Genomic DNA, 23260 nt, shown 5'->3' on the forward strand with positions numbered 1-23260 from the left:
CCCGATTGATTGCCCCGCCTGCACCCCTGCATGGCGGGGTTATTTTTTGCCGACGGCGCCGCCCAGTTCCTGAAGGTCCTGGTGATCCACCACGGTCCACGGCAGACCCTGATTGCGGAAGATGCGCTTGGCCTTGTTCGGATAATCGCCCACGTCATGAGGCAGGCGCTGACCGATCACCAGCATTTGCAGCACCTGATCACCCGTATTGTGGATCGTATGCGCCAGCCCGCCTGCGCGGTATCCGATGAAGTCTCCGGGGCCGATGGGATGCTGCTGGTCACCGATAACGGCCGTGGCCGTTCCGGACAGGACGAAAACGCATTCGTCTTCGTGGTGATGGGCATGCAGTTCGGTTGTCTCGTGTCCCGGCTGAACCTCGATCAGGTGAACACCCAGACCGGTCAGACCAGTGGCATCACCCAGGGATTTGTTTACCCGTTTCGCATTGGGGTTCAGAAAGTGAGTTTTGTTCACCCCCGCCATCGCCGCGATCTGAGCAGCCGTCAGAAGGTATGTTTCTTGATCAGTCATGTACTTTGCCCGGTTCCATATCGTGAAGCTCCTGAATCCATTTCATCTGGCGTGGCAGACAGACCTTTTGCAAATCATATTGTTCAACCATTTGCGCGCGCGCTGCCAAACCCAGACGTTCGCGCGCCTCAGGGTCGTCCAGCAGATCGCACACTTGCTGGATCAAAGCGTCCTGATCAAAGAAATCCACCAAACGGCCGTTCACGTCATGCTCGATCGCCTCGACCACCGGCGCGGTGGCGCTGGCAACGATGGCGGCCTGCGCTGACATGGCCTCGAACAGGGACCAGGACAGGACAAAGGGATAGGTCAGGTAAACATGGACCCGGCTGACCTGCAGCAGGCTGACAAAGTGATCATATGGGATACGCCCCAGAAAATGCACGTTCTCCCAAAGGGGCGTGGGGATGCGTCCACGGACCTCGTCGATGAAGATCTGCTTCCATGTCTTGCCCTTGGGCGCGCGGGCACCATAGCTGACCTCGTCCCCGCCAACGATCAGCACCTTGGCGTTGGGGCGCTCCTTTAACAGTCGAGGCAAGGCGCGCATGAAGATGTGATAGCCCCGGTACGGCTCCAGATTGCGGTTCACAAAGGTGATCACTTCATCGTCCCGCGTCACGACTGATCCATCGGGCAGTTCGAATCGGGCCGCGTCATTGCGCACCAGCATGTCGGTGTTGATACCATCGTGGATCACGGTGATCTTGTCGCGCCATTCGGCCGGAAAGGTGCCCGCCTGGAATTGCGTAGGCGACAGGCCCATATCGGCCACAGGGAAATGCACCATGTTGTTGAGGTTCTTCAGCCGGATGCGCAACGCCTCGGCCTCGCCTTTTTTCGGCTGGAATTCGGGATCAAAGCCAGTGTGGTCGGGGCCGGACAGGTGATACAGCTCGCAATACAGCCCGATCCGGGCCGTGGGCCACACGTCACGCAGGAACATCGACTCTCCCCAGCCGGGGTGCGCGACGATGATATCGGGCGTAAACCCTTGATCACGCAGCTTGCAGGCTGCGGCAAAGCAAGCCTCGGCGCGGATGACCTTGGTATCGAAATCGTGCACCCAAGGGTGGATCCCCTGCCCTTGCCGACGCTGGATACCATAGGGCAGAACGCGCACGCCCTGCCAGGTTGTCGGCTCTTTAACGCGCAGCGTCAGTGCCACGCATTGATGCCCCTGAGAGGCCAGTGCCGGGGCCAGGTGCTTGTACTGTCCAGGAAAGTTCTGATGGATAAAAAGGATTTTCATGAATACCGCCGCCTGACTTTTCACGAGTATAAACACACGATTTCACAGGATACAGACCCGGTTTTCCCGACTACCCCCTAGACCACGGGGCCGCGTGGGCCTATCACCCCTTCCGACACAGCGAATTCACGCTTTAGGAAAGGTCCGCCCGACATGACGCGCTATTCTGCCGGCGAAATCGAAGCCAAGTGGCAAGAAGCCTGGGACAAGGCTGAAACCTTCAAGGCCGTCCGCAGCGACGACAAGCCGAAATACTACGTGCTGGAAATGTTCCCCTATCCGTCGGGGCGCATCCATATCGGACACGTGCGCAACTACACCATGGGCGACGTGATCGCGCGCTATAAGATGTCTACCGGCCACAACGTGCTTCACCCGATGGGCTTTGATGCCTTCGGGATGCCGGCGGAAAATGCGGCCATGGCGATTGGCGGGCACCCCAAGGAATGGACCTATTCCAACATCGACACGATGGTCGGTCAGATGAAGCCCTTGGGGTTCGCGCTGGACTGGACCCGGATGTTTGCCACCTGCGACCCGGAATATTACGGCCAGCAGCAGTCGATGTTCATCGACTTCATCGAAAAGGGTCTGGTCTACCGCAAAAACGCCGTGGTGAACTGGGACCCGGTCGATATGACCGTACTGGCCAACGAACAGGTGATCGACGGCAAGGGCTGGCGCTCGGGCGCCGACGTGGAGCGGCGCGAACTGACGCAGTGGTTCTTCAATATCTCTGATTTCTCGGGCGAGCTGCTGGACGCGCTGGACGGCCTGGATGACTGGCCCGCCAAGGTCAAACTGATGCAGGCCAACTGGATCGGCAAATCGCGCGGGCTGCAATTCAGCTTTGAACGTACCGATGGCGGCGAGATCGAGGTCTATACCACCCGTCCCGACACGCTGATGGGGGCGTCCTTCGTGGGGATCTCGCCTGATCACCCGCTGGCCAAGGAACTGGAGGCTCAGCGCGCGGACGTTGCCGAGTTCTGCGCCGAGGCCCGCAAGGGCGGCACCACCGCCGAGGCGATTGAAACCGCTGAAAAGCTGGGTTTCGACACCGGGCTTAAGGTCAAACACCCGCTGGACCCGAACTGGGAGCTGCCCGTCTGGATCGCAAACTTCATCCTGATGGATTACGGCACCGGCGCCGTGTTCGCCTGCCCCGCGCATGACGAACGCGACTTTGAGTTCGCCACCAAGTATGACCTGCCCATCATCCCGACCTTTGAACCGGTCGAGGGCGATTACCCGGCAGATGCCGCATATGTGCCCGTGAAAACGGAAAAAGTCCGCTATGTGAAGGGTTTCGCTGGGGCCGAGCTGCAAACCGGCGAAGAGGCCGTTGCCGCCGCCGTCGAACATTGCGAATCCAATGGCATCGGTCAGGGCGTGACGAAATTCCGCCTGCGCGACTGGGGCCTGTCCCGTCAGCGCTATTGGGGTTGCCCGATCCCCGTGGTACATTGCGACGACTGCGGCGTAGTGCCCGAGAAGAAAGAGAACCTGCCGGTCAAACTGCCCGACGATGTGACCTTTGACATCCCCGGCAACCCGCTGGATCGCCACCCGACGTGGCGCGATTGCGCGTGCCCCAAATGCGGCAAGCCTGCACAGCGGGAAACCGACACGATGGACACGTTTGTGGACTCCAGCTGGTACTTCGCCCGCTTCACCGCCCCGCGTGCCGACACGCCCACCGATCTGGCCGAGGCCGAATACTGGATGAACGTCGACCAGTATATCGGCGGGATCGAGCATGCGATTCTGCACCTGCTGTACTCGCGCTTTTTTGCCCGCGCGATGAACATCTGCGGCCACCTGCCCGAAAAATCCAAAGAGCCGTTCAACGCGCTGTTCACCCAAGGCATGGTGACTCATGCGATTTACAAAACCACCGGCGAAGATGGCCGCCCGGTTTACCACTACCCCGAGGAAGTGGAACTGCGCGACGGCAAGGGTTATCTGGAAGACGGAACCGAGGTGACCATCGTGCCCTCGGCCAAGATGTCCAAGTCCAAGAACAACGTCGTGGACCCTGTTCAGATCATCCAGCAATACGGCGCCGACACCGCCCGCTGGTTCGTGCTGTCCGACAGCCCGCCCGAACGTGACGTGGAATGGACCGCCGCCGGCGCCGAGGCTGCAGCCAAGCACTTGGCCCGTGTTTTCCGGATCGCCAGTGACGTCGCAGGCATGGACGCCGCCGATAACGCCAAAGAAGACGAGGCGCTGCTGCGCGCGATGCACAAATGCATCCATGACGTGACCGGCGGGATCGAAAGCTTTGGCTTCAATGCCTCGATCGCGAAACTCTATGGGTTCACCAATACGCTGGCGAAATCCAAGGCAGGCAAGGGCGCGAAAACCCAGGCCGCAAAGGTTCTGGCGCAGCTGATGTCACCCATGACCCCCCACCTGTCCGAGGAAATCTGGCAGCTGCTGGGCGGGACTGGTCTGATCGCCACGGCCGCTTGGCCCGCCGCGGATGAAAAAATGCTGGTGGATGATGCGGTCACCATGCCGATCCAGATCAACGGCAAACGCCGCGCGGAAATCAGCGTGCCCAAGGATATGCCGAAGGAAGAGGTTGAAAAGCTGGCGCTGGCGCAGGATGCTGTGGTCAAGGCTCTGGATGGGGCCACACCGAAAAAGCTGATTGTTGTGCCCGGACGCATTGTGAATGTGGTTGTCTAAACGCCTTGCCTTGTTGATCTGCGCTGCTGCCCTTACGGGCTGCGGCTTTGCTCCGGCCTATGGGCCCACGGGGGCGGCCAGCAAACTGCAATCGCAAATCACCGTTGATGCGCCTGTCGACCTCGATCAGCAATTGCTGGTGCAAGAGCTGGAAAACCGTCTGGGCCGCACTGCGTCGGGGCGGTACCAGCTTGGCTATCAGCTGACCTATGAACAGGCCCGCATGGCCGTGAGCGCCGATAACACCACCACTCGGTTCAACATCGTTGGCACGGTCGAGTACACGTTGCGCGACGGCTATAGCCAACAGGTTCTGACCCAAGGCAATGTCAGCGGGTTCACCGGCTATTCCACCACGTCCAGCACCGTGGCCACGCTGGCGTCCGAGCAAGATGCACGTAAGCGGCTGGCCGTGATACTGGCGGATCGGATCGTCACCCGGTTGATCTCGGCCGCGCCGGAGCTGGCGGAATGAAACTGTCGGGTCGCGAGGCCGGGAGGTATTTCTCGTCCCCTGATGCGGGCAAAGCCGGGCTGCTGATCTATGGCGGAGACGCCATGCGCGTGGCCCTGAAACGCCAAGAGGTCATCACCGCCCTGATCGGCCCCACCGGCGAAGAGGAAATGCGCCTGACCCGCATCCCCGCCGCCGATCTGCGCAAAGACCCGGCCATGCTGATGGACGCGGTCAAGGCGATCAGCTTTTTCCCCGGCCCCCGCGTTGCCTTTGTCGAGGACGCAACGGACGTCAACGCCGCCAAAGCGATCCTGCAGGCGCTGGAAGACTGGGCCGAGGGCGATGCACAGATCATTGTCAGCGCAGGTGCGCTTAAACCGACCTCGAAAATCCGCAAGGCCTTCGAGGGGCATCCCAACGCTTTCGCTGCCGCCCTGTATGACGATCCGCCCACCCGCGAAGAGATCGAGGCCGATCTGGCCCGTGCAGGTCTGGCAAACCTGGGCGATGGGGTCATGCAGGATCTGACCACACTGGCGCGCGATCTGCCTCCGGGTGATTTCCGACAAACCCTTGAAAAGCTGTCGCTTTATAAACGCGGTGATGAAACGCCCGTCACCCCCGACGACGTCACCGCCTGCGCCCCTGCCTCGACCGAGGCAGCGCTGGATGACGTTCTGAATATCGTGGCCGAGGGCCGAACGGCCGAGCTGGACCCGGTGCTGAAAAAGATGCAGGCCCAAGGCGCCAACCCGGTGTCCCTGTGCATCGGTGCGATGCGGCATTTCCGGACGCTTTATGCCGTGGCCGCCAACCCTGGTGGGCGCGTATTCATCCCCGGCAGTTTCAAGCAAAAGGAACGGGTGCAGCGGCAGGCCAAGGGCTGGGGCGCGGCCAAGCTGGAAAACGCCCTGACAATCCTGACCGACACGGATCTAAAGCTTCGTTCGGCCGGACAGACGGCACCGGCGATGGCCCTTGTGGAACGGATGCTGATCCGTCTGGCGATGCTGAGCAGACGTTAGGTTTCTCTGGCAATTCCCGGCCAGTTGTCCTTTGGTTGGCCCCGGAAACAGCGCCATGCGCGCCAGCAGGGAGAACACCATGTATCAAGTGATCGGCGAAACCTATAGCCGCGCCTCGCGCGTGACCTGGATGCTCGAGGAGCTGGGCCAACCCTACGAACAGATCAAAGTGTCGCCGCACTCGAGCGAAGCATATGAACACAACCCCTCGGGCAAGATCCCTGCACTGAAAGAGGGCGACGTGGTGCTGACCGACTCGACCGCGATCCTGACCTATCTGGCCGACAAGCACGGCGGCATGACCTATCCCGCCGGCACGATCGAGCGCGCCCGCCAGGACGGTCTGACCAACATGATCCTGGACGAGCTGGACGCAGTATTGTGGACCGGTGCGCGCCACAGCTTTATCCTGCCCAAGGACAAGCGCATGCCCGAGGTCAAGGAAAGCCTGAAATGGGAATTCGCCCGCAATTGCGACAGGCTGGCCGATCGTCTGGAAGGCCCGTTCCTGATGGGCGACAAGATGACCATCCCCGACATTATCGCGGTGCACTGCCTGAACTGGGCTTTCTCGGCCAAATTCCCGCTAGAGAACGAAAAGCTACTGGCTTACTCCAAGGAAATGCGCGCACGCGAGGCCTTTAAGCGCGCGATGTCGAACTAACGCAGCTACGACAGGGCGCGGGCGGCATGATCGCCCGCCCATTTTCCGGTGGCCAGACAGGCAGTCAACAGATAGCCCCCCGTCGGGGCCTCCCAATCCAGCATCTCTCCGGCTGCGAAGACACGCGGATGGGATTTCAGCGACAGATCGGGATTAAGCGCGCCAAGGCGCAGCCCGCCTGCGGTCGAGATCGCCTCGTCTATGGGATACGGCCCGGCAATCGGCACTGGCAGGGCCTTCAGCACCGCCGACGGATCCTTGGGCAAAGGCCGGGCGAACTCCATCACCAGCGCCCGCTTCACCGGATCCCGCAGCAGTTTGCGCAACCGGTTCGAGGTGCTGTGCTTGGGGTTGGTGCCAGCGTATTTGCGGGCAATCTGATCGGCGGTCTGGTCCGGCATCAGGTCCAGCGTCAGCGGCGCCCCCTCGCGCAACGCGCGCGACACCGCATAAACGCCTCCGCCTTCTATACCGCGTTCGGACACGACAAACTCGGCCCGCACTTGGGTGTTACCGGCCCTCAGAATCACATTCTTGACGGGTTGGCCGAAATGCGCAGCCATATGCGCGGACCACGAAACCTGAAAGCCCATATTAGCGGGCTGGAACGGGGTCAGTTGATCCTTTGACATCTGTTCAGCCCACGCCCCGTCCGAGCCCAGCCGCGCCCAACTGGCACCACCACACGCCAGGATCACCACATCGGGGTTCAAGGTCTGAACCCCCTCGGGCGTATCGAAACTTGGCTGCTCCAGCCCCTCGGTCCAGCGCCAGCGGGTACGCAGCGTGACGCCTTGTCTGGCCAACCGCGCCAACCACGCCCGCAGCAGCGGCGAGGCTTTCATCACCTTGGGAAACACCCTTTTGGACGACCCTATAAAGATCTCTTGGTCCAACCCCTCGGCCCAGTGCATTACCGCTTGGGGCGGGAAGTCCTGCAGCATCGGGCGCAGGAACGGCGCGGCCTCGGAATAGGCGGCCAAGAAGGTATCAAACGGCTCGTCCTTGGTCAGGTTCAACCCGGATTTTCCAGCCATCAGCAATTTGCGCGCGGGGCTGGGCTTGGCCTCGGCCACGGTGACCTGATGCCCGACCGCAGACAGCCGATCCGCTGCCATCAGACCCGCCGGGCCTGCCCCTATGACCAGGGCGTGGCTCATGTAGGAAGGCCGTTCTTGAACTCGACCACGCGATGCGGATAGGGGATCTCGATCCCGTTGTCCTTGAGCGCGTTCCAGATCGCGAACAGCACCTGCGAGGTGTATTTGTTCCGCCCGTCATCGATCCCGTTCACCCAGAACTCAAGGCAGAAATCAACGCCGCTCTCACCAAACCCACGCAATTCGCAATCGGGTTTTTCAGGGTCAGTCAGTACAAAAGGCAGCTTGGCCACGGCGGTTTCGATGATTTCGGGGATCGCGTTGATGTCCGTATCATAGCTGACCGAAAATTCCGCCTCGTACCTGTTCGCGCTGCCCTGATCCGAATAGTTTACGACGCGCGTGGTAATGAAATCCTCGTTCGGAACAACGATCCAGCGACCATCAAAGGTTTCCAGAATGGCAGCGCGTGCGGTCATCTTTATGATGGTCCCAGCCTCGCCCCCATCCAGCTCGACGTAGTCCCCCACGGTTGCCTGACCTTCAAGCAGCAGGATCACGCCAGAGATAAAGTTCGAAGCGATCTTCTGCAGGCCAAAGCCCAGACCAACACCCACGGCACCGGTCAGTACCGCAAGCGAGGTCAGCGGAATGCCCATGATGTTCAGGAAAATCAGGAAGGCAACGCCGAAAATCGCGATCTCGGCGGCCTTCACAGCCAGTTGCCTGGTCGCCGGGCGCATGGCTTTTTGCTTTTGAATCAGGCTGACAGACTGGTCATTCGACCACCGCCCCAGCCAGAAAATCACCCCGCCCAGAACGATGAACCGGATCAGATCCAAAAGCGAGAACGACAGGTTCCCAAGCGGCACCACTGCTTCGTCCAGCTTGCTCGTCGCGATCTCAAGCAGGCCCAGCGTGTACACAGCCGCGATGGGCAGCATCACGTAACGCCCCAGCAGCTTGAAGAAGGGATCCTGGATAATCTCGCGCACCAGCAGGCGCACGGCGATGAACAGGAACACCCGCTTACCGAACGCAATCACCGCCCCGGAACCAAAGATCGAACGGACAACGCTCTCCCCGACCCCGGTGAAAACCCACGCCAGCAAGGGCAGCAGAAGCGGCAGGAACTGGTGCAGGAATAACCGTGCTTTGGCGGTATATCCCGCCTCGGCCGAGGGGTTCAGGAACCGCGAAAGGATCGGCTGCAACCGCTTGTTGGCAAACCGAGCGGCAAACCACGCGACCAGCAACAGCCCGAATTGCGACCACGCTTCGGGGCTCAGCAGCCAGCTTTGCGCAAGCTCCCACAGCTGCAAAGCATAGCTGGCAATCTCTTGCACGATCTCGGGCTGGTCCGACAGATCAAATTCCATACCGCCTAACTCCTTGAAAACCGTTACACTCAGTTCACACCGTCATGCCGTGACAACCCGCGCAACACAAGTGTTCCCACGCAACAAGCCCCGATCTGCCCGCTGCGCAATCGCCCAATCCTGCGTCGCACGAAACAAAGCCTGAATCACCTCATCCCCAGGCTGAAAGGCGGCAAAGGCGCGCAAAGCTATCGGTCCCCACCCAACCCGAGGCCGCCAGGCCGAGGTATCAAGCGCGCGCGTCAGCGCGCTCCTTTGGATCAGCGGCACAACTCCTTGATCCCGACGGCGATCTCTGGCTTGGCGGCCAGCGTGTCCGACGCGATCTCGCGCGCGGCGGCAACCACATCCCCGTCGATCACCCGGTCGATCAGACCAAAGCTCAGCGCCTCTTCCGCCATGATCTTCTGGCCGCCCATCAGGATCAGCTTGGTCCGTGACGGCCCGATCAGCGCAGCCATGCGTTTCGGGTCCGAGGGCTGGGGCAGATAACCCAGCTTCATCACCGGATAGAAAAACTTGGCCCCCGGCACAGCCAGCCGGATATCGCAGGCCAGCGCCATCCCGTTCGCGCCCCCGGCCAGCGTGCCGTTCAGCGCAGCGATGGTCAGCCCTGGCAACGCGGCCACGGCACCGGACAGGCGTTCCCACAGCGGAGAAGTCGCCAGGCCCGCCCGCGCCTCATCAAGGTCAGCGCCGGCGCTGAATACTTTGCCCACACCCGTCAGGATCACCACGCGCGCCTCGGCCGCGCTTTCGAAGGTTTCGCACAGGCGCTCCAGCATCTCGCCGGTCAGCGAGTTCGCCTTGTCGGGCCGGTTGATCGTAACGATCCACAGCCCGTCCTCTTTGGTGACATCAATCATACCAGCCCTACCTCGCGTCTGATGTTTTCATCCCTCAGCGAAACCTCTTGCCCGCACAGACCGTCGCCTGCAGGGCCGCTCATCCAAAGCAGGCACTTTGCGACCCATTCGGGTGGGATGTGATCCTCCCACTCCAGCTGCGCCACCGGACCCACGCCGCTGGCCTTGATCTCGCGTTGCATCTGGGTGGCCACCGTTCCGGGGGACAGGCCCATGATCCGCATTCCCTTGTCCTGCATCTCACGATCACCGCACCGGGTCAGCATCGCCGCCCCAGCTTTGGAGCTGCAATAGTGGCTCCAGCCGATCAGGGCGTTATGCGCCGCGCCCGAGGAAATGGTGATCACCGTTCCGCCGCCGTTCTCCATCATCACTGGGGCCGCGGCCCGCATCCCGTAATATGGTCCTTTGAGGTTCACATCGATCACCGCCCCCCAGGCCTGCGGGTCCGAGTCGGCCAGATCAGCCACGGGTTCGATCACACCAGCGTTGTTGATCAGGATATCCAGACCGCCATAGGTCTCGACCGACGTTTGCACGGCACGTTCGACATCCGCATAAACGGCCACGTCACCGACAACCGCTGCGCCCCCGATCTCGGCCGCGATTGCCTCGATCCTGTGACCCGAGCGCGCCATCAACACAACGTTCGCGCCCGCATTGGCGAATTCCCGCGCAGCCATTTCTCCGATTCCACGGCTGGCGCCAGTGATCAGAGCCGTCTTTCCTTTAAAATCGGCCATGTGCCCTCCATCTGTTAGCCATGTGGTAAACTGCAGACCTGTCAGGGTCCAGCCGCTTGGCCCTTGACCCTCCTGCTCATTGGTCCGAAGCTAAGCGCAATTTGAAAACGAGGAAGGTTCATTATGAAACACTGGACTATTTTGAAATCCGGCACGGCGCTGGCGATTTGCATGACGGGTTCGGCGGCTTTTGCCGATGTAACCGCCCAGGATGTATGGGGCGCCTGGAAAGATCAGATGGCCAAGGCAGGCATGCCGATGTCGGCAACTGAAACCATGTCGGGCAACACTCTGAACGTATCGAACATCACCATCAGCATGGATATGCCCGAGCGTGAACGCGCCGCCACGATCACACTGGGAGCAGTCGATTTTGTCGAAAACGGCGACGGCACCGTCAGCGTTCAGCTGCCCAGCGTTTGGCCCACCAAAATGGTCTTTGACGTCGAGGGCGAAGGCAGCGCCACCTTTATGGCCGAGTACCGCCCAATCGGGATGAGCTGGACCGTGTCCGGCACCCCCACCCAGATGTCTCATGTGCAGTCCGCGACTTCGATTACCTTGGCCCTGACCGAGCTGACATTTGACGGAGAAAAGATCGACCTGGGTCAGGCCGAAATGACAATGAACGACGTCGCTTATAAATCCGACATGACCATGGGGGCGACCTTTCTTCAGTCTCAGGTCGGCTCGGCCGGATCTCTGACCTATGTGGTGGACTTAGCCGACCCTGAGAACCCGGAAAATCGTCTGAACCTGCGCGGCGGGGTGAACAACCTGGCATTCAAGGCCAACGCGCAGACCCCCGAAGGCGCGGATATGCAGAATTTCGGGGCCGCACTGGCATCAGGTTTCGGCGCTGACGGCACGTTCTCGCATGGTGGTGGCAACACCCATTTCGAGGTCACTGGCGACGATCAGTTCCGCGCCGACACGTCTTCGACCGGGGGCACTGGCCGTTTCGCCATGGACGCAGGTAAGCTGGTTTATGACCTTATGGGCCAAGGCCTGAAAGTGGATGCTTTCACCTCGGAAATGCCGCTACCGATCTCGTTTGAAATGGCCGAAAGCGCCTTCAAGCTGGTGATGCCGCTATCGAAGTCCGACGCTTTGCAGGGCTTTGAGCTGGCGCTGAAACTGGGTGATTTCACCATGGCGGACATGCTGTGGGGCCTGTTTGATCCCACTGGCCAGCTGCCGCGTGATCCTGCCACGATCGCGATCGACCTAAGCGGTGACGTCAAGCTGACTCATGACCTGATGGACGAAGACACGATGACCCAACTGGCGGGTAAGGCTCCGGGCGAGCTGCACGCAGCCAACGTCAACGCTTTGACCGTGCGCGCCGCCGGGGCCGAGCTGACTGGCGATGGCGCCTTCACCTTTGACAACACCGATCTGTCCAGTTTTGACGGCATGCCCCGTCCCCAGGGCCAGCTGAACCTTAAGCTGGTGGGCGGCAACGGGCTGTTGGACAAACTGGTCGCCATGGGCTTTGTCCCCGAGGATCAGGCCATGGGCGCACGCATGATGATGGGCCTGTTTGCCGTGCCCGCAGGCGACGACGTCCTGACCTCGGTCATCGAGGTGAACGAGCAGGGCCACGTACTGGCCAACGGCCAGCGACTGCAGTAAACTTCGCCACATGAAAATGCGACCGCGGGTCAGGGTGGCCCGCGGTTGTTTTTTGCCCCCATGCTTGCACTGTGGACCCGTGCGGATTACCTGATTGGCGCATAAGGAAAGAGCCCGAATGACCCAAAACCTGGACACGCTGACCCAATCCCTGCTGGATGCCGCCAAGAAGGCCGGCGCAGACGCCGCTGATGCGATGGCGGTCTCGGGGACATCGGTGTCCATTGACGTGCGCGGCGGGGCGCTGGAACAAGCGGAACGATCCGAGGGGACAGACATCGGCCTGCGTGTTTTCATCGGGCAACGCCAAGCCAACGTGTCTGCCTCGGACACCCGGCCGGAAACGATGACTGCGATGGCCGAACGCGCCGTCGCCATGGCCCGCGAGGCCCCCGAGGACCCGCATATCGGCCTGGCAGACGCCGACCAATTGGCCAAATCCTGGAACCTGGACGCGCTGGAACTGAGCGACCCAACCCCCGAGCCCGATCCCATGGTCCTGCAACAAGATGCCCAAGAGGCCGAGGCTGCCGCCTTGGCCGTGGACGGCGTCACCCAAGTCAGCGGCGCCACGGCAGCCTATGGCCAACGGATGATCCACCTGGCGACCTCGAACGGGTTTTCGGGTGGCTATGCGCGCACCGACCGTGCCACCAGCTGCGTTGCGATTGCGGGTACCGGAACGGGGATGGAGCGTGACTATGACGGCGATTCCCGCATTTTTCAGGCCGACCTGCGCGATGCCGCTGATATCGGCAAGTCTGCCGGGCAACGCGCTGTGGAACGTCTGGGCGCCCGCAAACCCAAAACCGGCACCTATCCTGTGCTGTTCGATGAACGCATTTCCTCGTCTCTGATCGGGCATCTGCTGTCAGCGATCAACGGTGGTGCAATCGCGCGCGGCTCGTCCTGGTTGATGGAAGCGTTGGGTCAGCAAGTTCTGCCCGCGCACCTGTCCGTGACCGAGGACCCCCACCGCGCCCGGGTGCCTGCCTCGCGCCCGTTTGACGCCGAGGGGCTGCCAACGCAAAAGCGCCAGATCGTTGAAAATGGCCTCCTGACTGGCTGGACGCTGGACCTGGCGACCGGGCGGAAGCTGGGGATGCCGTCCACCGGAAACGCTGCGCGCGGCGTGTCTGCGCCGCCTTCGCCCTCGGTCTGGAATATCGCACTGACGCAAGGCGAACAAACCCGCGACGACCTGATCCGCGACATGGGAACCGGGCTGATCGTGACCTCGATGATCGGGGCGACGATCAACCCCAACACGGGCGACTATTCCCGCGGCGCCGCCGGGGTCTGGGTGGAAAACGGCCAGATCCAGCACGCGGTCAACGAATGCACCATCGCCGGCAACCTGCGCGACATGCTGATGCGGATCGTGCCGGCCAATGACGCGCGCCTGCATCTGTCTCGGGTCGTGCCATCGCTGCTGATCGAGGGGATGACACTTGCCGGGGACTGATCTGGATCTGCTGATCGCTGCCTCGAAAGAGGCCGGTCAAATCGCCACGCGCTATTCCGGCAAGTCAGCCAAGACCTGGCACAAGCCCGACGATCTGGGCCCCGTGACCGAGGCAGACCTGGCGGTGAACGAAATGTTGCACCGTGAACTGGGTGCCGCCCGGCCAGACTATGGCTGGTTGTCCGAGGAAAGCGAGGATAACGCAGCCCGCCTGACCCAGGACAAGGTGTTCATCATCGATCCCATCGACGGCACGCGCAGCTTTATCGAGGGCGCGGACACCTGGGCGCATTCCCTGGCGATCGCTGAAAAAGGCGTGGTGACAGCAGCCGCGGTGTATCTGCCGCTGAAGGGTAAGCTTTACAGTGCCTCCGCCGGGCGCGGGGCCTTCTTGAACGGTGCGCCCATCCGCGCCTCGGGGCGCAGTGACCTGACCGGCGCCACCATGATCGCGGCCAAACCGAATTTCCACCCCACCAACTGGCGCGGCCAGAAAGTGCCCGAGGTCAAGCGCGCCTATCGTCCCTCGCTGGCTTATCGTTTGTCGCTTGTGGCCGAGGGCCGCTTTGACGCGATGCTTACCCTGCGCGACAGCTGGGAATGGGATATTGCCGCCGGTGACCTGATCCTGCGCGAGGCGGGCGCCATCACCAGTGACAAACGCGGTAACGCGCTGCGTTTCAACAACCCCTATCCCCAGGTCAAAGGCGTGGTCGCTGCCGCGCCCGGCTTGCACGCGGACCTGGCCGGTCGGTTGGCGCAATGGCCCGATTGAAGCACATGGGGGGCTAGCCATGGCGCGCTCACTTAGTCTTGCGGCCTATCTGGCGCTTAGTCGCCGTGCCGCCCGCCAACCCGCCAGTTTTCAGATTGAACGCCCCGAAGGCACGCTTATTTGGGGGCACGCGACTTCGTCCTCCAAGGTGGCATCACTGGTGCAGCTGGTTCGGCGGCTGCGCGCCCATGGCACCCCGGTTCAGCTGCTGCTGACAACCCCCGAGGACGTTGCCCGCCCTGACCGACTGAAATCTTATGTCCACTGGCAGCCCGCTCCCGAGGAAGTCAGCAGCGAAATCCGACGCTTTTTGCTGCATTGGGCCCCAGACATGCTGATCTGGGCTGGCGGAGGCCTGCGCCCCGCTCTGATCAATGCTGCCCATCGCAAGGATATCCCCATGTTTCTGATCGACGCACGCGCAGATGCGTTTGAAAGCGGGCGCTTCCAATGGCTGCCCGATGTGACCCACGCTTTGCTGGGGATGTTCGGGCAAATCCTGGCCGTGGACGAGGCCGCGCGCAGACGGCTGTCACGCTTTGGCGTTCCCAATACCAAGATCCAGATCACCGGCCGCCTGCAAGAGGCCGCGACGGCGCTGGATTGCGACACCCAGACCCGCGATGACCTGGCCGAAATGCTGGCCGGGCGCCCCATCTGGCTGGCCGCGATGATCCAACCCGAGGAACTGGGCACCGTGCTGCAGGCCCATCGCGCCAGCTTGCGCTATTCGCACCGTCAGATGCTGATTCTTGTCCCCGATGACGAAACGCGGGGGCCCAACTTTCAGGCCCGGCTGGAGGCCGACGGCTGGCGCACCGCGATCTGGTCACACGGGGACGAGCCGGACGAGAACACCCAGATTCTGCTGGCCGACACCCGTGGCGAAATGGGGCTGTGGTATCGGTTGGCGCCGATCACGCTTATGGGCTCGTCGTTGATCGCCGGACATGGCGGGCGCGATCCGTTCGAGCCCGCCGCCCTGGGCTCGGCCGTGCTGTACGGGCCCAATGTCAGCCGCCACCTGCATGCCTATTCGCGCCTGGCCGAAGCCGGCGCTGCCCGTATCGTACGTGACGAGGAAACGCTGACCGCGGCCATTACCCGCTTGTCCGCACCCGACCAGGCCGCCATCATGGCGCATGCAGCCTGGCAGGTTTGCTCGGACGGGGCCGAGGCAACCGACACGCTGATGGCACAGATCCAGAATCACCTGGACCAGCAAGGAACGACGTGATGCAGCCTCCGATGTTCTGGTACAGCCCTCCGGAAAGGCCAAGATGGCAGGCGCGCCTGCTGGCCCCGTTGGGCGCGCTTTATGCCGCGCTGACCAAGCGACGACTGGCAAAGGGCACGCCATATCGTGCAGGCATTCCGGTGATTTGCGTGGGCAACCTGAACGCAGGCGGCACCGGCAAGACCCCCACCACGATCGAACTGGTCCAGCGGCTGCAAGCAATGGGCGCGGTGCCTTGTGTTGTCTCGCGCGGGTATGGCGGATCGCTGGAGGGCCCGGTCGAAGTTGATACGCGTCAGCACGACGCCGAGGATGTCGGGGACGAGCCGCTGCTCATGGCTGCCTTTGGCCCGGTGATCGTGGCCAAGGATCGTGCCGCCGGGGCGCAGATGGCCCAGCAAAAAGGTGCAACTGTAATCGTGATGGACGATGGGTTCCAGAACCCATCGCTGGCCAAGGATCTGTCGATCATCGTGGTGGATGCGCACAAGGGCTTTGGCAACGGGCGCTGCCTGCCCGCAGGGCCCCTGCGCGAGCCCGTGAAGGTGGGATTCGACCGCGCCGATATGGTGCTTTCGATCGGCGATGCCGACGCACAGACAAGCTTTGCCCGGCAGTGGGCCACCATGCTGACCCTGCCACATGTGACCGGCCAACTGTCCCCTCTGGAAACGGGGATGGACTGGACCGATACACCGTTTCTGGCCTTCGCTGGCATTGGCCATCCGGAAAAGTTCTTTCGCACCCTGCGCGGGCTTGGCGCCAACGTCATCCGGGCCGAGGCGCTGGACGATCACCAGTCCCTGACCCCAGCCCTGATGACCCGGCTGGAGAACGAGGCCAAACTGCGCAGTGCCCAGCTGGTGACCACCGAAAAAGACGCTGTCCGATTGCCGCCCGAGTTCCAGCAGAAAGTCATCACCCTGCCGGTTCGTCTGCAGATCGAGCAGGACGACGTGCTGCAGGCGGCGCTTGCCAAGCTGTTTTAGCGGATGATCAGTCGGCTGCGCGGGCTTAGGTGTTGCGCGATGAAACGCAGGTCTGTCCGACTGAACGCCACGCATCCCGCAGTGGGCCAACCCGGGCGACGCCATTGATGAATGAAAATGGCGGACCCTTTGCCGGACTCGGCCTTTGGATAATTCCAGTCCGTCACCAGGATCAGGTCATACATCGGATCGGCGCGGCGCATCTGTTCGTGACTGGATGCATAGGGCGCGCGAACACGAGAGTTATAATCTGCCTCGCCTGACGCGTCCGACCACAAATCTTGCGGACCAATGGGGCGGGCCCATGGAACGGGTTGCGCCATCCGGTCAGCGCGAAAATATGCCTCGAGGATCCGGTGCACCCCGCGCGGCGTGGCGCCGTCACCTTCTTGCTTGTTACCTGTCAGCCCCCCGCGCCCGATGGTGCAGGCAAAGCGGCGGTTCATGAACCGCAGATGCGTGGGCGTCAGAACAAGGTCACAGGCATTCATGCGCGTCACAACAGATGGCCGGATTTCGCAGCCTTGGTGGCCAGATATCCGCGATTGAAATGCGTCTCGCCCACTTTCAGGGGCACGCGATCGGTGACCGAGATGCCGTTCTTTTCCATCATAGCGATCTTGCGCGGGTTATTCGTCAACAACCGAACCGAGCTGAACCCCATGGACTTGAGGATCTGCGCTCCCAGCTTGAAATCGCGCTCGTCATCTTCAAAACCCAGACGATGGTTGGCCTCGACCGTGTCGAAACCCTGATCCTGCAACGAATAGGCCCGCATCTTGTTGGCCAGGCCGATGCCCCGACCCTCTTGGTTCAGATACAGCAGCACGCCCGCGCCCTCGGCGCCCATCTGGTCCAGCGCGGCATGCAGCTGCGGGCCGCAATCGCATTTCAGGCTGCCCATCACATCCCCGGTAAAACAGGCCGAGTGCAGACGGGCCAGCACCGGCTTGTCCCGCGCAGGGGAGCCGATTTCAAAGGCATAATGCTCTTCGCCACCATCCTCGGGGCGGAAGATGTGCAGACGGCCTTTCTCGTGCGCCTCGACCGGCAGGCGGGCGCTGACAACGGGGTGCGGGATGGGCGAGGCCGCCAGCAAAGGTTCGGCCTGCGCTGTGGGGATCAGGGTCAGGGCGTTCTGCGATGCAAACCCCACCGGATCGGCCAGCGGCAGCATCACCACCGCCGGCAACAGCAGCGCCGACTTAGCCAGGTTGATGGCCAGACGATGAGCGCTGACGTCGCCGCCGCGCTGCGTGAACAGCGGGCCCTTCATGGGCGTATTCAGATCGTCAACAGGATCTGACACGCCTGCGATCCAGCCAAGCTCGGCATCAGGGGGTAGGATCACCCGCGCCAGATCCTTGTCATAGCAGCGCGCCTTCAGCGTCTCGGCCCGGCGGGCGGTGATGACCAGCACAGGCTCGCCGCCCAGCGCATGCAGATCGCTCAGGCGCTGCGCGGTCAGGGTTTCGGCCGCAATCACCAGCATTCCCGGTGCGCCAGACAGCACAACAGGCACCCCCATTCGCAGATCAGCGCGGGCGCGGGCCAGGATTTCTGTTACATCGGGCGCAAAGCTCATGGCGTGTTTCCGTTAATTTCCCCGAACATGTACGTCTTTTTCATGTGATTTGAAACATTTGACAGGCGATTAACACGAGGGCGTGAGAGGATTGCAGCATAACTTGTCTGAACAATCCCGTGACCTCATCTTTTTGTCATGAACCAAGGAGGGTCCGAACATGGGACAACTCAAGAAAATTCTTCTCGTCGATGATGACGAGGACCTGCGCGAGGCGCTGAGCGAACAACTGGTCATGACCGAGGACTTTGACGTCTTCGAAGCCGGAGACGGCACAGGGGCCATGCAGAAGACCAAGGAAGGTCTGTACGACCTGATCATTCTGGATGTCGGCCTGCCCGACACCGATGGCCGCGAGCTGTGCCGCCTGATGCGAAAACAGGGTGTGAAGTCACCCGTCCTGATGCTGACCGGCCACGACAGCGATGCCGACACCATTCTGGGTCTGGATGCCGGGGCGAATGATTACGTCACTAAACCGTTCAAATTCCCGGTGCTACTGGCCCGTATCCGTGCCCAGCTGCGCCAGCACGAACAATCCGAGGACGCCGTGTTCCAACTTGGGCCGTACAGTTTCCGCCCGGCGATGAAACTGCTGGTCACCGAGGACGACAAGAAAATTCGTCTGACCGAGAAGGAAACCAATATCCTCAAGTTCCTGTACCGATCGACCGAGGGCGTCGTCCCCCGCGATGTGCTGCTGCACGAGGTCTGGGGCTATAACGCCGGTGTCACTACCCATACGCTGGAAACCCACATCTATCGCCTGCGCCAGAAGATCGAACCTGATCCCTCGAACGCGCGGCTTCTGGTGACCGAATCCGGGGGCTACAAGCTGGTCGCCTGACGATTTGAGGCAGATCAAAGAAGCGCCTTAGGTGCTTCGGTTATCAATCATGCAACCCGTCGCATATGCGGGTATCATATGCACCTCCCTGTTGGACTGACCCGGGTTTTCGCCCGGGTCTTTTTTTGTCCAGTGGGCTTATGGGTGGCGCTGACTCCACCCATAAATTTGCAGCAGGATTGCCCCCAGATCGCGGCCCTTTTCCGTCAGCGAATACCCGACCCGCCCGCGGGCGTCATTTTTGGGGCACCTCTCAACCAATCCAAAATCCTGAAACTCTTGCAGTTGGTCCCGTAGAACTTTGCGGCTGATACCATCTACGGCGCGTGTCAGCTCCAGAAAATGCATTTCGCCCATTGCCAGGCAATGCAGGATGCGCGGCCCGTGTTTACCCCCTAGAAGCTTCAGCGTGTCAGCAACAGGACATTCCCCGGTCACCGGGTCCGTCCATGGTTCAAAACGAGGGGGGTGCTCTGTCATCACGGCGCTCTGGTTACAAAAACGTGCCCAATTGCAGGTCAATCGTTGGGGTGCAATCACATCGATCATTCACCAAGAAAAATGGGAAACCGCATGAAAAAAGCAACCATAATCACGATCCCGATCGTCCCCCTCGGGATTCTAAACGCCTTTTTGGTCATAGAAAATGGCCGCGCTTTGCTGGTGGACACGGGTGTCCCCGGCTCGGCACCGAAGATCGAAAAGGCACTTGGCTCGCATGGGTTGGGCTGGACCGATGTCGCGCTGACGGTGGTGACGCATGCGCATATTGATCACGCGGGGTCGGGGGCGAAAATCCAACGCCTCAGCCATGGTCCGATCCTCGCTCATAAGCTGGAGCAGCCATACTGCGAAGGTCGAAAACACGAACTTTTCCCCACGAGCCTGACCGCACATCTGTTCCGTAAGACCGGCACGCCCGACACGCGGATCCGCCAATTCACACCCGACATCCTACAAGATGGCGATCTGTTGGATCTGTCTGAATTTGGGTTTTCTGCACAAACAGTGTTCACCCCAGGCCATACTCCGGGCTCGATCAGCGTCTTACTGAACGACAAACGTGTTCTGGCTGGGGACCTGCTGGCCTCGGGTATTCTGATTGGCGGCATCATACGCCGCAATCATCCGATCCGCCCACCGTTCGAAGAGGACCCCAAACAGGTCGCTGCGTCACTGGAGCACCTGCTAAGCCTTGGGGCGCGAAAATTCCATATCGGTCATGGAGGACCACTTTCGGCGGAAAAAGTTAAAACGCACATAGAAAAACTGCGCAAGTTGTAGGTGTTCTGGTGTAGGGCTCTAACTGGTGCCGCCGGGATAGCTGTGCTAGGTCCCGAACCGCAACTCAAGGAGACCCCAATGCCCTTCACGCTTGCCACTTGGAACATCAACTCGGTCCGTCTGCGCGAACCGATCGTCTGCAAGCTGATGGAGGAGGAAATGCCCGACATCCTGTGTCTGCAGGAATGCAAAAGTCCGGTGGAAAAAATCCCGTTGGAGCAGTTCCGCGCACTTGGCTACACCCACATGGTGGCTCGCGGGCAGAAGGGCTATAACGGGGTCGCGATCCTGTCGAAACTGCCGATCGAGGACGCAGGTGATCAGGATTTCGCCAGCCTGGGCCATGCGCGCCACGTGGCCGGGCGTCTGGAAAACGGGGTGACGATCCACAATTTCTATGTCCCCGCTGGCGGAGACAAACCCGACCGCGAGATCAACGAGAAATTCGGCCAGAAACTGGATTACCTGACCGAGATGCGCGACTGGTTCCACGGCGACGCCCCCGAGAAATCCATTCTTGTCGGCGATCTGAACATCGCCCCGCGCGAGGATGACGTCTGGAACCACAAACAACTGTTGAAGATCGTCAGCCACACACCAACCGAGGTTAACCATCTGACCGATGTGATGGAGGCCGGCAAATGGGTGGATATCACCCGGCAGGATATCCCCTCGGGGCTGTTGTACAGCTGGTGGTCCTATCGCGCCAAAGACTGGAGCGCCGCCGACAAGGGCCGCCGTCTGGATCACGTCTGGGCAACGCCGGATATTTCCAACGCCGCCCATGGCAGCCGCATCCTGCGCGACGTGCGCGGCTGGGAAAAACCCAGCGACCACGCGCCTGTCTTTGCCACGTTCGATCTTTAACTGACGGGTTGTTCCCGACCCGTGCAGGCCTCATATAGGTCTCAACTCAATCCGTAAGGACGACCTGATATGCTTGAATTTGGACAAAACACTGCCCCTGCGGGCGATCTGATCAAGGACGTCACCGAAGCGACCTTTATGGCCGACGTTGTCGAAGCCTCGAACGAGGTGCCGGTGATCGTGGATTTCTGGGCCACCTGGTGCGGTCCGTGCAAAACGCTGGGCCCGATGCTGGAGGACGCGGTTACTCGCGCCAACGGTGCCGTAAAAATGGCCAAGATCGATGTGGATCAGAACCAACGTCTGGCTCAGGCCCTGGCGCAGCAAGGTCTGCCGCTGCAGTCGATCCCGACCGTCGTTGCCTTTGTCAAAGGCCGCCCCATCGACATGTTCCAGGGCGCTGTCCCTGCATCCGAGATTGATGCCTTCATTAAGCGCGCCATCGAAGAAGGCGGCGGGGACGCCAGCGGCGGACTGGATGACGCGCTTGCCGCAGCCGCGGAAATGCTGACCGAGGGCGCGCTGGACGATGCGGCCCAGGTCTTTGCCGCCGTGCTGCAAGAAGATGCCGAAAACGCCGCCGCCTTTGCTGGTCTGATCCGCTGCCATCTGGCCGCCGGTGATCTGGACCAGGCCGAGGTCGCTCTGAACGGTGTTCCGGCCTCTCTGACCGATGCCGCCCCGATCGAAGCCGTCCGCGCCCAGCTGGAGCTGGCACGCCAGGCCGCCAACTCGGGCCCCCTGGACGAGCTGCGCGCCCAACTGGACGCCGACCCCGCAAATCATCAGGCCCGGTTCGAGCTGGCTCAGGCGCTGCATGCGAACGACCAGGTCGAAGACGCTGTGTCCGAACTGCTTGAGCTGTTCCGCCGTGATCGTGAATGGAACGACGGCGCGGCCAAGGCCCAACTGTTCACCATCTTCGATGCGCTGCCCGCCAACGACCCCGTCGTGCTGAACGGGCGCCGCAAGCTAAGCTCTTTGATATTTGCCTGATCCGCTTTGCGGGCTAACTATGGCGTCATGGCCCTGAACTTTGACCTTCCCGCGATCCTGCCGGTCTTTCCCCTGACCGGGGCACTGCTGCTGCCCCGGTCCCGTTTGCCGCTGCATATCTTTGAACCGCGATACCTGGCGATGCTGGATGACGCGCTGAAGACGCCCGAGCGTTTGATCGGCATGATCCAGCCCTGCGTGGATTGCGGGCCGGGTGAACGCCTGCATCAGATCGGGTGCGCGGGACGGGTCACGCAGTTCTCGGAAACCGAGGACGGGCGTTACATGATCACCTTGTCCGGCATCTCGCGGTTTCGCGTCGTCGACGAGCTGGACGGCTTTACCCCCTATCGCCGCTGCCGCGTGTCCTGGGATGATTTCGCCCGCGATCTGGGACCCGACGAAAAGGATACAGCCTTTGACCGGCCCAAGTTTTTGGATGCGCTGTGCCGCTTCTTCACAAAGCAGGGGCTGGAAACCGACTGGGACACGCTGGAAAACGCGGATGACGAGCTGCTGATCAATTCGCTCTCAATGCTGCTGGACCTTGCCCCCGAGGATAAGCAAGCCCTTCTAGAAGCCCCCTGCCTGTCCACCCGCCGCGAAACCCTGATAACCCTGATTGAATACGCGCTGCGTGGCGGCGACGGAGAGGAGATCATGCAATGACCGACACCCCCTTTGATCGCCGCATGCTCGAGGCGCTGATCTGCCCGGTGACCCAAACCCGGCTGACCTATGACGCCGACGCGCAAGAGCTGATCAGCAAATCCGCCAATCTGGCCTTTCCCATCCGCAACGGCATCCCTGTGATGCTGGTCGACGAAGCCCGCGCGCTGGACTGACATCCCCAGGATTCCACG

At 61.4% G+C, this 23260-nt stretch carries 24 protein-coding genes and 1 pseudogene; 16 read left to right on the forward strand and 9 right to left on the reverse strand.

Going from position 1 to position 23260, the window contains the following annotated elements; translation table 11 throughout:
- Positions 1–39: 39 nt before the first annotated feature.
- Positions 40–534 carry a cupin domain-containing protein gene (locus ACOQOQ_RS03960; protein ID WP_420568839.1) on the reverse strand — a complete coding sequence of 165 codons (495 nt, stop codon included), beginning with the start codon at positions 532–534 and terminating at the stop codon, positions 40–42.
- Positions 527–1786, reverse strand: coding sequence for a glycosyltransferase (locus ACOQOQ_RS03965; RefSeq protein WP_420568840.1), 1260 nt, complete (start codon positions 1784–1786; stop codon positions 527–529). Before ACOQOQ_RS03965 ends, ACOQOQ_RS03960 begins: the two co-directional genes overlap by 8 nt.
- 153 nt (positions 1787–1939) lie before the next feature.
- On the opposite strand from ACOQOQ_RS03965, the gene leuS reads away from it, so the two are divergent.
- From leuS to ACOQOQ_RS03985, 4 genes are all read left to right on the forward strand, one after another.
- The gene (leuS, locus tag ACOQOQ_RS03970) at positions 1940–4483 is read left to right on the forward strand and encodes a leucine--tRNA ligase (protein WP_420568841.1); all 2544 of its coding nucleotides are present in this window, start codon (positions 1940–1942) and stop codon (positions 4481–4483) included.
- Positions 4470–4958: an LPS assembly lipoprotein LptE gene (gene lptE / locus ACOQOQ_RS03975; protein ID WP_420568842.1), complete on the forward strand. Its 489-nt coding sequence runs from the start codon at positions 4470–4472 to the stop codon at positions 4956–4958. The genes leuS and lptE overlap by 14 nt, the downstream gene beginning before the upstream one ends.
- A complete protein-coding gene (gene holA, locus ACOQOQ_RS03980; RefSeq protein ID WP_420568843.1) occupies positions 4955–5965 on the forward strand; it encodes a DNA polymerase III subunit delta in 1011 nt (336 codons plus the stop codon). The genes lptE and holA overlap by 4 nt, the downstream gene beginning before the upstream one ends.
- 79 nt (positions 5966–6044) lie before the next feature.
- On the forward strand, positions 6045–6629 hold the full coding sequence (locus ACOQOQ_RS03985; protein ID WP_420568844.1) for a glutathione S-transferase family protein: 585 nt from the start codon (positions 6045–6047) through the stop codon (positions 6627–6629).
- 5 nt (positions 6630–6634) lie between these two features.
- Here the strand turns inward: ACOQOQ_RS03985 and ACOQOQ_RS03990 are convergent, their stop codons facing one another.
- Both ACOQOQ_RS03990 and ACOQOQ_RS03995 read right to left on the reverse strand, forming a co-directional pair.
- Positions 6635–7789: a TIGR03862 family flavoprotein gene (locus ACOQOQ_RS03990; RefSeq protein WP_420568845.1), complete on the reverse strand. Its 1155-nt coding sequence runs from the start codon at positions 7787–7789 to the stop codon at positions 6635–6637.
- Positions 7786–9108 carry a mechanosensitive ion channel family protein gene (locus ACOQOQ_RS03995; protein WP_420568846.1) on the reverse strand — a complete coding sequence of 441 codons (1323 nt, stop codon included), beginning with the start codon at positions 9106–9108 and terminating at the stop codon, positions 7786–7788. Before ACOQOQ_RS03995 ends, ACOQOQ_RS03990 begins: the two co-directional genes overlap by 4 nt.
- Before the next feature lie 93 nt (positions 9109–9201).
- Between ACOQOQ_RS03995 and ACOQOQ_RS04000 the strand changes: the two are divergent.
- Positions 9202–9288 (forward strand): annotated as a pseudogene (locus ACOQOQ_RS04000) (HNH endonuclease); the annotation flags it as partial.
- Between the two features lie 80 nt (positions 9289–9368).
- Here the strand turns inward: ACOQOQ_RS04000 and ACOQOQ_RS04005 are convergent.
- Both ACOQOQ_RS04005 and ACOQOQ_RS04010 read right to left on the reverse strand, forming a co-directional pair.
- Complete coding sequence (locus ACOQOQ_RS04005) at positions 9369–9974, reverse strand: enoyl-CoA hydratase/isomerase family protein (RefSeq protein ID WP_420568847.1); 606 nt, start codon at positions 9972–9974, stop codon at positions 9369–9371.
- Positions 9971–10717 carry an SDR family oxidoreductase gene (locus ACOQOQ_RS04010; protein ID WP_420568848.1) on the reverse strand — a complete coding sequence of 249 codons (747 nt, stop codon included), beginning with the start codon at positions 10715–10717 and terminating at the stop codon, positions 9971–9973. Before ACOQOQ_RS04010 ends, ACOQOQ_RS04005 begins: the two co-directional genes overlap by 4 nt.
- Before the next feature lie 123 nt (positions 10718–10840).
- On the opposite strand from ACOQOQ_RS04010, the gene ACOQOQ_RS04015 reads away from it, so the two are divergent.
- From ACOQOQ_RS04015 to lpxK, 5 genes are all read left to right on the forward strand, one after another.
- Positions 10841–12352, forward strand: coding sequence for a DUF2125 domain-containing protein (locus ACOQOQ_RS04015; protein ID WP_420568849.1), 1512 nt, complete (start codon positions 10841–10843; stop codon positions 12350–12352).
- A 118-nt stretch (positions 12353–12470) separates the two neighbouring features.
- A complete protein-coding gene (locus ACOQOQ_RS04020) occupies positions 12471–13817 on the forward strand; it encodes a TldD/PmbA family protein (protein WP_420568850.1) in 1347 nt (448 codons plus the stop codon).
- Positions 13804–14592: an inositol monophosphatase family protein gene (locus tag ACOQOQ_RS04025; RefSeq protein ID WP_420568851.1), complete on the forward strand. Its 789-nt coding sequence runs from the start codon at positions 13804–13806 to the stop codon at positions 14590–14592. The genes ACOQOQ_RS04020 and ACOQOQ_RS04025 overlap by 14 nt, the downstream gene beginning before the upstream one ends.
- Before the next feature lie 19 nt (positions 14593–14611).
- Positions 14612–15829, forward strand: coding sequence for a 3-deoxy-D-manno-octulosonic acid transferase (locus ACOQOQ_RS04030; RefSeq protein WP_420568852.1), 1218 nt, complete (start codon positions 14612–14614; stop codon positions 15827–15829).
- Entirely contained in the window at positions 15829–16818 is a 990-nt protein-coding gene (gene lpxK / locus ACOQOQ_RS04035; protein ID WP_420568853.1) for a tetraacyldisaccharide 4'-kinase, read from the forward strand. The genes ACOQOQ_RS04030 and lpxK overlap by 1 nt, the downstream gene beginning before the upstream one ends.
- Here the strand turns inward: lpxK and ACOQOQ_RS04040 are convergent.
- Together ACOQOQ_RS04040 and ribA are read right to left on the reverse strand one after the other, a co-directional pair.
- Positions 16815–17309, reverse strand: a complete 495-nt coding sequence (locus ACOQOQ_RS04040; protein ID WP_420569729.1) for a L,D-transpeptidase family protein — start codon at positions 17307–17309, stop codon at positions 16815–16817. The genes lpxK and ACOQOQ_RS04040 overlap by 4 nt on opposite strands.
- 5 nt (positions 17310–17314) lie before the next feature.
- Positions 17315–18403 (reverse strand): GTP cyclohydrolase II, encoded by a 1089-nt coding sequence (gene ribA / locus ACOQOQ_RS04045; protein ID WP_420568854.1) that lies wholly within the window; start codon positions 18401–18403, stop codon positions 17315–17317.
- Between the two features lie 160 nt (positions 18404–18563).
- Between ribA and ACOQOQ_RS04050 the strand changes: the two genes are divergently transcribed.
- Positions 18564–19250: a response regulator transcription factor gene (locus ACOQOQ_RS04050; protein ID WP_420568855.1), complete on the forward strand. Its 687-nt coding sequence runs from the start codon at positions 18564–18566 to the stop codon at positions 19248–19250.
- 138 nt (positions 19251–19388) lie between these two features.
- Here the strand turns inward: ACOQOQ_RS04050 and ACOQOQ_RS04055 are convergent, their stop codons facing one another.
- Positions 19389–19799: a winged helix-turn-helix transcriptional regulator gene (locus tag ACOQOQ_RS04055; protein WP_420568856.1), complete on the reverse strand. Its 411-nt coding sequence runs from the start codon at positions 19797–19799 to the stop codon at positions 19389–19391.
- A gap of 24 nt (positions 19800–19823) precedes the next feature.
- Here ACOQOQ_RS04055 and ACOQOQ_RS04060 point away from each other — a divergent pair, with 24 nt between their 5' ends.
- The 5 genes from ACOQOQ_RS04060 (at position 19824) to ACOQOQ_RS04080 (ending at position 23242) form a co-directional block, all read left to right on the forward strand.
- Complete coding sequence (locus ACOQOQ_RS04060; protein ID WP_420568857.1) at positions 19824–20534, forward strand: MBL fold metallo-hydrolase; 711 nt, start codon at positions 19824–19826, stop codon at positions 20532–20534.
- 78 nt (positions 20535–20612) lie between these two features.
- Positions 20613–21401 (forward strand): exodeoxyribonuclease III, encoded by a 789-nt coding sequence (locus ACOQOQ_RS04065; protein WP_420568858.1) that lies wholly within the window; start codon positions 20613–20615, stop codon positions 21399–21401.
- A gap of 69 nt (positions 21402–21470) precedes the next feature.
- Positions 21471–22397 (forward strand): tetratricopeptide repeat protein, encoded by a 927-nt coding sequence (locus ACOQOQ_RS04070; protein WP_420568859.1) that lies wholly within the window; start codon positions 21471–21473, stop codon positions 22395–22397.
- Between the two features lie 27 nt (positions 22398–22424).
- Positions 22425–23066, forward strand: coding sequence for an LON peptidase substrate-binding domain-containing protein (locus ACOQOQ_RS04075; RefSeq protein WP_420568860.1), 642 nt, complete (start codon positions 22425–22427; stop codon positions 23064–23066).
- The gene (locus ACOQOQ_RS04080) at positions 23063–23242 is read left to right on the forward strand and encodes a Trm112 family protein (RefSeq protein WP_420568861.1); all 180 of its coding nucleotides are present in this window, start codon (positions 23063–23065) and stop codon (positions 23240–23242) included. The genes ACOQOQ_RS04075 and ACOQOQ_RS04080 overlap by 4 nt, the downstream gene beginning before the upstream one ends.
- Positions 23243–23260: the final 18 nt, after the last annotated feature.

This window comes from Thalassovita sp. (genome assembly GCF_965218685.1).
Taxonomy (GTDB): Bacteria; Pseudomonadota; Alphaproteobacteria; order Rhodobacterales; family Rhodobacteraceae; genus Thalassobius.